The organism is Methylobacterium sp. WL103 (genome assembly GCF_008039885.1).
Taxonomy (GTDB): Bacteria; Pseudomonadota; Alphaproteobacteria; order Rhizobiales; family Beijerinckiaceae; genus Methylobacterium; species Methylobacterium cerastii.
This window is the reverse complement of record NZ_VRUX01000227.1, coordinates 1-6556: the sequence shown is the minus strand read 5'-3', so window position 1 is coordinate 6556 and position 6556 is coordinate 1. Positions and strand designations below refer to the sequence as shown.

At 69.3% G+C, this 6556-nt stretch carries 8 protein-coding genes and 1 pseudogene; 6 read left to right on the top strand and 3 right to left on the bottom strand.

The window, feature by feature from the left end:
- Positions 1-143: 143 nt before the first annotated feature.
- Entirely contained in the window at positions 144-410 is a 267-nt protein-coding gene (locus FV222_RS14525) for a GlsB/YeaQ/YmgE family stress response membrane protein (protein ID WP_147750956.1), read from the bottom strand.
- Between the two features lie 225 nt (positions 411-635).
- Between FV222_RS14525 and FV222_RS14520 the strand changes: the two genes are divergently transcribed.
- The gene (locus FV222_RS14520; RefSeq protein ID WP_147814810.1) at positions 636-995 is read left to right on the top strand and encodes a RidA family protein; all 360 of its coding nucleotides are present in this window, start codon (positions 636-638) and stop codon (positions 993-995) included.
- 56 nt (positions 996-1051) lie between these two features.
- Positions 1052-2113, top strand: a complete 1062-nt coding sequence (locus tag FV222_RS14515; RefSeq protein WP_246685471.1) for a polyamine ABC transporter substrate-binding protein — start codon at positions 1052-1054, stop codon at positions 2111-2113.
- Positions 2114-2179: 66 nt separating this feature from the next.
- Here FV222_RS14515 and FV222_RS14510 read toward each other — a convergent pair whose 3' ends face one another.
- Both FV222_RS14510 and FV222_RS29660 read right to left on the bottom strand, forming a co-directional pair.
- Positions 2180-2596, bottom strand: a complete 417-nt coding sequence (locus FV222_RS14510; RefSeq protein ID WP_147750954.1) for a DUF3597 domain-containing protein — start codon at positions 2594-2596, stop codon at positions 2180-2182.
- 92 nt (positions 2597-2688) lie between these two features.
- Entirely contained in the window at positions 2689-2859 is a 171-nt protein-coding gene (locus FV222_RS29660; protein ID WP_187277338.1) for a hypothetical protein, read from the bottom strand.
- Between the two features lie 317 nt (positions 2860-3176).
- Here FV222_RS29660 and FV222_RS14505 point away from each other — a divergent pair, with 317 nt between their 5' ends.
- From FV222_RS14505 to FV222_RS14490, 4 genes and pseudogenes are all read left to right on the top strand, one after another.
- Positions 3177-4202: an ABC transporter substrate-binding protein gene (locus tag FV222_RS14505; RefSeq protein ID WP_147814808.1), complete on the top strand. Its 1026-nt coding sequence runs from the start codon at positions 3177-3179 to the stop codon at positions 4200-4202.
- Complete coding sequence (locus FV222_RS14500) at positions 4199-4951, top strand: ABC transporter permease (RefSeq protein WP_147814812.1); 753 nt, start codon at positions 4199-4201, stop codon at positions 4949-4951. The genes FV222_RS14505 and FV222_RS14500 overlap by 4 nt, the downstream gene beginning before the upstream one ends.
- Positions 4952-4955: 4 nt before the next feature.
- On the top strand, positions 4956-5771 hold the full coding sequence (locus FV222_RS14495; protein WP_147814806.1) for an ABC transporter ATP-binding protein: 816 nt from the start codon (positions 4956-4958) through the stop codon (positions 5769-5771).
- Between the two features lie 76 nt (positions 5772-5847).
- Positions 5848-6333 (top strand): annotated as a pseudogene (locus tag FV222_RS14490) (OsmC family protein); the annotation flags it as partial.
- Between the last annotated feature and the right edge of the window lie 223 nt (positions 6334-6556).

Sequence of the window (6556 nt, the reverse complement as noted above, 5' to 3'; positions counted from 1 at the left end):
GGCCTGGCGCTGCGCGGCGCCACCGGCCATTGCGCGATGAAGGCGGTCTCCGACCGGCTCTGAGCTTCGACGAAGCGAGACGAAAAAAGGGGGCGCCTCGCGGCGCCCCCTTTTTTTGGTCGGTCGTCTAAGTGAAATGGACCTCAGAGCGTCGTGGTGCGGCCGCGGCTGGCGACGAAGCCGTAGATCGCGAGCACGACGATCGCGCCGACGACCGCGCCGATGAAGCCTGCGCCCTGGTTCGGGCCGTACCAGCCGAGCGCCTGACCGAGGAAGGTAGCGACGAAAGCGCCGACGATGCCGAGGATGGTGGTCAGAATGAAGCCCGCGGGCTCGTTCGAACCAGGCATGATGAACTTGGCGACGACGCCGGCGAGAAAACCGATGATGATGGTCCAGAGAATACCCATGACGAACCCCTTCGCGACGTGACGCCTGACGATGTGACGCCGCTTATCCGATGACGCGACGCTAGAACGGACGTGAAACGCACGGTCGGCTTCGTGGGTTGCGACGGATTGGCCGCGATCGGACCTTTTTCCATGCCTTCTCTGGCTCGATCGCCGGCGCGGCGCCCCTTTACCTGGCTGGCGCCGGGCGGCAGAAGCGGTCCGAACCGCAGCTGAGGACAGGGCATGACGATCGAACGCTTCGAGCCGGGCGCACGAATGGCGCAGGGCGTCGCCTACGGCGACACGGTGTACCTCGCGGGCCAGGTCGCGGCCGACACGGTCGGCACCGGCGTCACCGCGCAGACGCAGCAGATTCTGGGACAGATCGACCGGTTGCTGTCGGATGCCGGCAGCGACAAGGAGCGCATCCTGATGGCGACGATCTACCTGGCCGACATCGGGACCTTCTCCGAGATGAACGCAGCCTGGGACGCCTGGGTGTCGAAGGTAAACCCGCCCGGCCGCGCGACCGTCGAGGCCAAGCTCGCCGGACCGGAATACCTCGTCGAGATCGTCGTCGTCGCCGCCCGCTCGGGCAAGTGAAGGGCGCCGCGATGCGGATGGTCCGGTGCGCCCGCGCGATCCTGCTCGCGGGACTGATGCTCGCGGGCGGGCCGGCGCTGGCGGCCGGCCCCGAGCGGGTCGTCAACATCTACAACTGGTCGGACTACGTCGACCCGAAGGTGCTCGAGGCCTTCACCCGCGAGACCGGGATCAAGGTCGTCTACGACACCTACGACAACAACGAGATCCTCGAGACGAAGCTGCTCGCCGGCAAGTCCGGCTACGACGTGGTCGTGCCCTCGGGGCCGTTCCTGCAGCGGCTGATCAAGGCCGGCGCGTTCCTGCCCCTCGACAAGGCCAAGCTCAAGAACCTCGGAAACGCTTGGCCGGAGATCGCCGGGCGGCTCGCCACCTACGATCCCGGCAACGCCTACGCCGTCGACTACATGTGGGGCACCACCGGGCTCGGGCTCAACCTCGGGCTGGTGCGCGAGCGCCTGGGCACGAACGCCGCCCTCAACAGCTGGAATCTCGTCCTCAACGCGGCCTCGGCGAACAAGCTGAAGGATTGCGGGATCATGATGCTCGACAGCCCCGAGGACCTGATCCCGAGCATGCTGCCGACCTTCGGCCTGAAGAGCGATTCGAAGCGCTGGGACGACATCACCCAGGTCACCGACGCGCTGTTCAAGGTGCGCGGCACGGTGCGGAAGTTCCACTCCTCGGAATACATCCAGTCGCTCGCCAACGGCGACCTCTGCGTCGCGGTCGGCTATTCCGGCGACGTGCTGCAGGCGAAGAAGCGGGCCGACGAGGCCAAGAACGGCGTCGAGATCGCCTACCTCATCCCGAAGGAAGGCACGCTGATGTGGTTCGACGCCTTCGCGATCCCGAAGGACGCCGCCCACCCTGCCGAGGCGCTGAGCTTCATCGACTACATGCTGCGCCCTGAGGTGGCGGCGGCCAACACCAACTTCGTTTCCTACGCCAGCGGCAACCTGCCCGCGAAGGCGTTCGTGAAGCCCGAGATCCTGTCCAATCCCGGCATCTACCCCGACGAGGCGACGATGCAGCGCCTCTCGGTCAACACCGCCTGGGACGACCGCACCCAGCGTTTCGTCACGCGAGCCTGGACGCGGGTGCGCACGGGCAAATGAGGCGTGCGCCGGGCATGAAAAAGCCCGGCGCGACGGCCGGGCTTCGCTTCTGGTCCGAGGACGCGATCAGTCCTTGAGGTCGGCCGGCACCTTGCCGCCGTTCTCTTCGAGCTTCTTGATCACCTGCTTGTGCAGCCAGACGTTCATGGTCGCCGAATCGTCCTTGTCACCGGTGTAGTGCAGCTCGTCGGCGAGCTGCTTGCGGGCGGTCAGGCTCGAATCGAGATCGAGGAGCTTCATCAGGTCCACGATCGAAGTGCGCCAGTTCAGCGTCTGGGAGTTCTTCTCGGCCATGCCGTTGAGCACGGCTTCGACGTCGACCTGGCCGCCCGAGGTGGAGGCCGACGGCGACGCGTCGGCCGTGGTGGAGGTCGAGGCCGGGCTGCTGGAGCCGCCGGCATCCGTGGTCGAGGGCGCGGCCGAGGACGAGGCCCCCCCGAACGGATGCAGGATCTTGCTGACGATGCTGCCGAGTAGGCTCATGAGATGGATTCCCTCGATCGATGCCGCGGAAGACGTGCCGCAGTCGCGGGACAACGGGGGCGGGACCGGCCTGTTCCGGTTGTGTAGCGTCCTCAGCGAAAGAACGGCAGGCTGACACCGAGCAGCACAAGGCCGGCGAGCAGGCAGATCCCGCTCCAGCGTTCCAGCATCGGTGCACGTTCGGCGTCGCGCGTCGACAATGCGGCGAGGCCGACGCCACAGGTCAGGCAGGTGAAACACAGCATCGCGACGAGCATCGCCAAGTTGGATTTGTTACGTCGGCAAAGCAGTTAGATTACCCGAATCCGGATCGCAACGACTTGCAGATTCATAAATATCGGCCTCACTTGATTTTGATGAGTACGCGTTGCGACTCTCGCACCTGACGGTTGAATTAACGGTTCAAGCGTCATGACGCTCCGACGTATGGTCGTGACCATATGGTTACATCGATCATCTTGGGACTGCCGACGCCGCAAGGCCTGCGCATGAGACAAGCGATTTGACCTTTCGCCGGCCTGTGGCATGGGAGCGGCGAACGCCGAACCCGTCGGTCCCCGAGCCCGGACCCTGAGAGCCCATGCGCTACCTCCCCCTCCGCCGTACGATCCTCGCCGCGGCCCTGTTCGCCCTCGGCGCGGGCGCCGCCCCGGCGCAGACCGCGTTGGTCTCCGTCCGCATCGGCGTGATCCCGGTGATCGGTGCGGCGCCGATCTTCGTCGCCAACGGCGAGGGTTGGCTCGAGGCCGCCGGGCTCAAGCCCGGCTTCACCACCTTCGAGTCCGGCCCGAACATGATCCAGGCGCTGGCGTCGGGCACCATCGACGTCTACGTCGCCGGCATCGCGCCGCTGGCCGTGGCGCGCACCAAGAACATCGACGTGCGCGTGGTCGCCGCGACCGCGGTCGAGGAGATGGTGTTCGTCGCCGGCCCCAAGCTCGCACCCTACTTCGCGGCCACCGCCGACAAGGCGGAGGCGTTCCGCCGCTACCGCGAGAAGGAGGGCCGCGCCGCCCGCCTCGCGACCCAGCCGCCGGGCTCGGTGCCGAACACGACGCTGCAGCACTGGCTCTGGCAGGTGGCCAAGACCGACAAGGCGAACGCCGACGTCGTCGCCATGGGCATCGACGCGACGCAGCAGGCGCTGCTCGCCGGCGCGGTGGACGGCGCCTCGATCCGCGAGCCGGCGCTGACGATCGTCCAACAGCGCAACCCGGCGATCACGCTGATCGCCACCGGTGCCGAGATGTTCCCCGATCAGCCCGGCACCGTCGTCGCCGTCTCCGGCGCCTTCGCCGACCGCAACCCGGCCGCCGTGCAAGGGCTCGTGGATGCGCTGGTGAAGGCGACCGACCTGCTCAAGACCGATCCGGCGCGCGCCGCGCCGCCGGTCGAGAAGGCGCTCGGCAAGGGCATCACCGACCTCGCCACCATCCGGAAGGCGCTCTCCTCGCCGGCGGCGAAGTTCACCGCCGACCCGCGCGTGATCATCGAGGCCACGAAGAAGATGCAGGCCTACCAGGTGAGCATCGGCACCCTCGACAAGGACGTGCCGATGGACGGCCTGTTCGTGCCGGGCTTCTACGAGAAGGCGGTCGCGCGCTGACCTTCCTCCGCTCGATCCTGCTGTCGGCCGCGGGGCTCGCCGCCTTCCTGCTCGTCTGGGAGGCCGCGCCGCGGCTCGGGCTGATCAATCCGGCCTTCCTGCCGCCGCCGACCACGATCCCGGCCGCGTTCCTGCGCGAGATCGAGCTCGGCGTCTGGTTCGAGGCGGTGGCGTCGAGCCTCAGCCACTACCTCGTGGGGCTCGCGGTCGGCGCCGGCGCCGGGATCGCCCTGGGGCTCGTCGGCGGCATGTCGCGGACCTTCGAGTCGGCGACCGCCTGGGTGGTGCGCCTGCTCCGGCCGATCCCCGGCCTCGCCTGGGTGCCCTTCGCCATCATCTGGTTCGGGGTCGAGCCCTCGGCCGCCGTGTTCATCATCGCCGTCGGCGTGTTCTGGATCGTGTTCTTCGCGACGCAGGGCGCCGTGCGCGGCGTCGACCGCGACCTGATCGAGTTGGCGCAGGCCTTCGGCTTCCGCTCGGCCCCCGCTCGGCTGACCAAGATCCTGCTGCCCGCGGCGACGCCGGGCATCCTCGTCGGCCTGCGCACGGCCCTGGGCCAGGCCTGGATGGCGGTGGTCGCGGCCGAGATCTTCGGCGTGCCCGGCGTCGGGCAGCGGATGATGCAGGCCTCGAGCCTGCTCTCGACCGACATCGTGGTGGTCTACATGCTGACCATGGCCGGGCTCTACGGGCTGTTCGATTCCGCCTTCGTCGCCCTGCAGGGCTGGCTCCTGCGTTGGCGGGCCTAAGCGCATGACAGCCGACACCGCCCCGCACGCCCCGATCGTCGCCTTCCGCGGCCTCGGCCTCGCCTACGAGCGCGCGGGCACGCGCAACGTCATCCTGTCGAACCTCGACCTCACGGTCGCGCGCGGCGAGTTCCTGGTGATCGTCGGCGAATCCGGCGTCGGCAAGTCGACGCTGCTGCGGGTGCTGATCGGGCTCGCCGCGCCTAGTTCCGGCACCGTCGACCTTGCGACGCGCCCCGGGTGCCGCACGCCGATGGCCCTGGTGTTCCAGGATGCGCGCCTGCTGCCGTGGCGGCGCGTCATCGACAACGTGGCGTTCGGCCTCGAGAACAGCGGCCTGTCGCGTGCCGAGCGTCGCGCCAAGGCCGGCGAGATGCTGGCCCTTGTCGGGCTCGGCGACCTCGCTCAGCGCTGGCCGCACCAGCTCTCGGGCGGGCAGCGCCAGCGCGTCGCCATCGCCCGCGCACTCGCGGTCGACCCCGACGTTCTGCTGATGGACGAGCCGTTCTCGGCGCTCGACGCCTTCACCCGCAAGGACCTGCACGGGCACCTGCTCGCCCTCTGGGCCGAGACGCGCCCGACCATCCTCATCGTCACCCACGACGTCGGCGAGGCGGTGGCGCTCGCCGACCGCGCCGTGGTGATGCGCCCCAAGCCCGGCCGCCTCGACGAGACGGTGCGGCTCGGAAGCCCACGCCCGCGCGACCCCGCCTCGTCGCAGAGCGAGGCTGCGGCCCGCGCGATCCTGGCCGCGCTCGACCGTTCGCTCCGCCCCGCCGAGGCGCAGTCCGCCGCGGCGCCCGCCGGGAACTGGTGGTAGCAGGCGGCACCGGTTGAGCCGTGGGGCAGTTCCCGCTAACCGCGACCGACGACGACCTACGATGGAGGAGACGACGATGGACGCCACCACGCTGCGCGCGCTTCAGGCCCCGCTGAAGGACCAGTACCGCAACACCCCCGACGCCGCCGTCATCACCCTGCGGGCGAAGGGCTCTCTCGACGACACGTCGATCGCCTGCAAGGTCGAGACCGGCCGCGCGCTGGCGGTGGCCGGCCTGCACCCGGCCACCGGCGGCTCGGGCGCCGAGCTGTGCTCGGGCGACATGCTGCTCGAGGCGCTGGTCGCCTGCGCCGGCGTCACGCTGAAGGCCGTCGCCACCGCCCTCGAGATCCCCCTGCGGGCCGGCACCGTGAGCGCCGAGGGCGACCTCGACTTCCGCGGGACGCTGGGCGTCGACAAGGAGGCGCCGGTGGGTTTTCGCGCGATCCGGCTCGCGTTTTCCCTCGACACCGACGCGCCGCAGGAGAAGCTCGACCAGCTGCTCAAGCTCACCGAGCGCTATTGCGTCGTGTTCCAGACGCTGAACCACAAGCCGGAGCTTCCTGTGCTGGCAGGCGATGGCCGACAACCCCTGGGTCACCGTGCCCCGCGCGGCGGTGCTGCCACTGGTGCCGGACGCGAGCCCGCCGGACTTCTCGGGCCCCGGCCCGTTCCGCTTCGCCGACGCGGACGCCCTGCGCCGCCTGCTCGCCGAGGCTGGCTTCTCCGACGTCGCCGTCGCGCCGGTGGTGCGCGACCTCGTGTTGGGACGCGCCGCCGACGGC

What these genes read in the sequence shown, in the direction of transcription:
- FV222_RS14505 (WP_147814808.1), top strand. Translation starts at nt 3,177, where the DNA reads ATGCGCTACCTCCCCCTCCGCCGTACGATCCTCGCCGCGGCCCTGTTC.
- FV222_RS14495 (WP_147814806.1), top strand. Translation starts at nt 4,956, where the DNA reads ATGACAGCCGACACCGCCCCGCACGCCCCGATCGTCGCCTTCCGCGGC.
- FV222_RS14515 (WP_246685471.1), top strand. Translation starts at nt 1,052, where the DNA reads ATGCTCGCGGGCGGGCCGGCGCTGGCGGCCGGCCCCGAGCGGGTCGTC.
- FV222_RS14520 (WP_147814810.1), top strand. Translation starts at nt 636, where the DNA reads ATGACGATCGAACGCTTCGAGCCGGGCGCACGAATGGCGCAGGGCGTC.
- FV222_RS14510 (WP_147750954.1), bottom strand. Translation starts at nt 2,596, where the DNA reads ATGAGCCTACTCGGCAGCATCGTCAGCAAGATCCTGCATCCGTTCGGG.
- FV222_RS14525 (WP_147750956.1), bottom strand. Translation starts at nt 410, where the DNA reads ATGGGTATTCTCTGGACCATCATCATCGGTTTTCTCGCCGGCGTCGTC.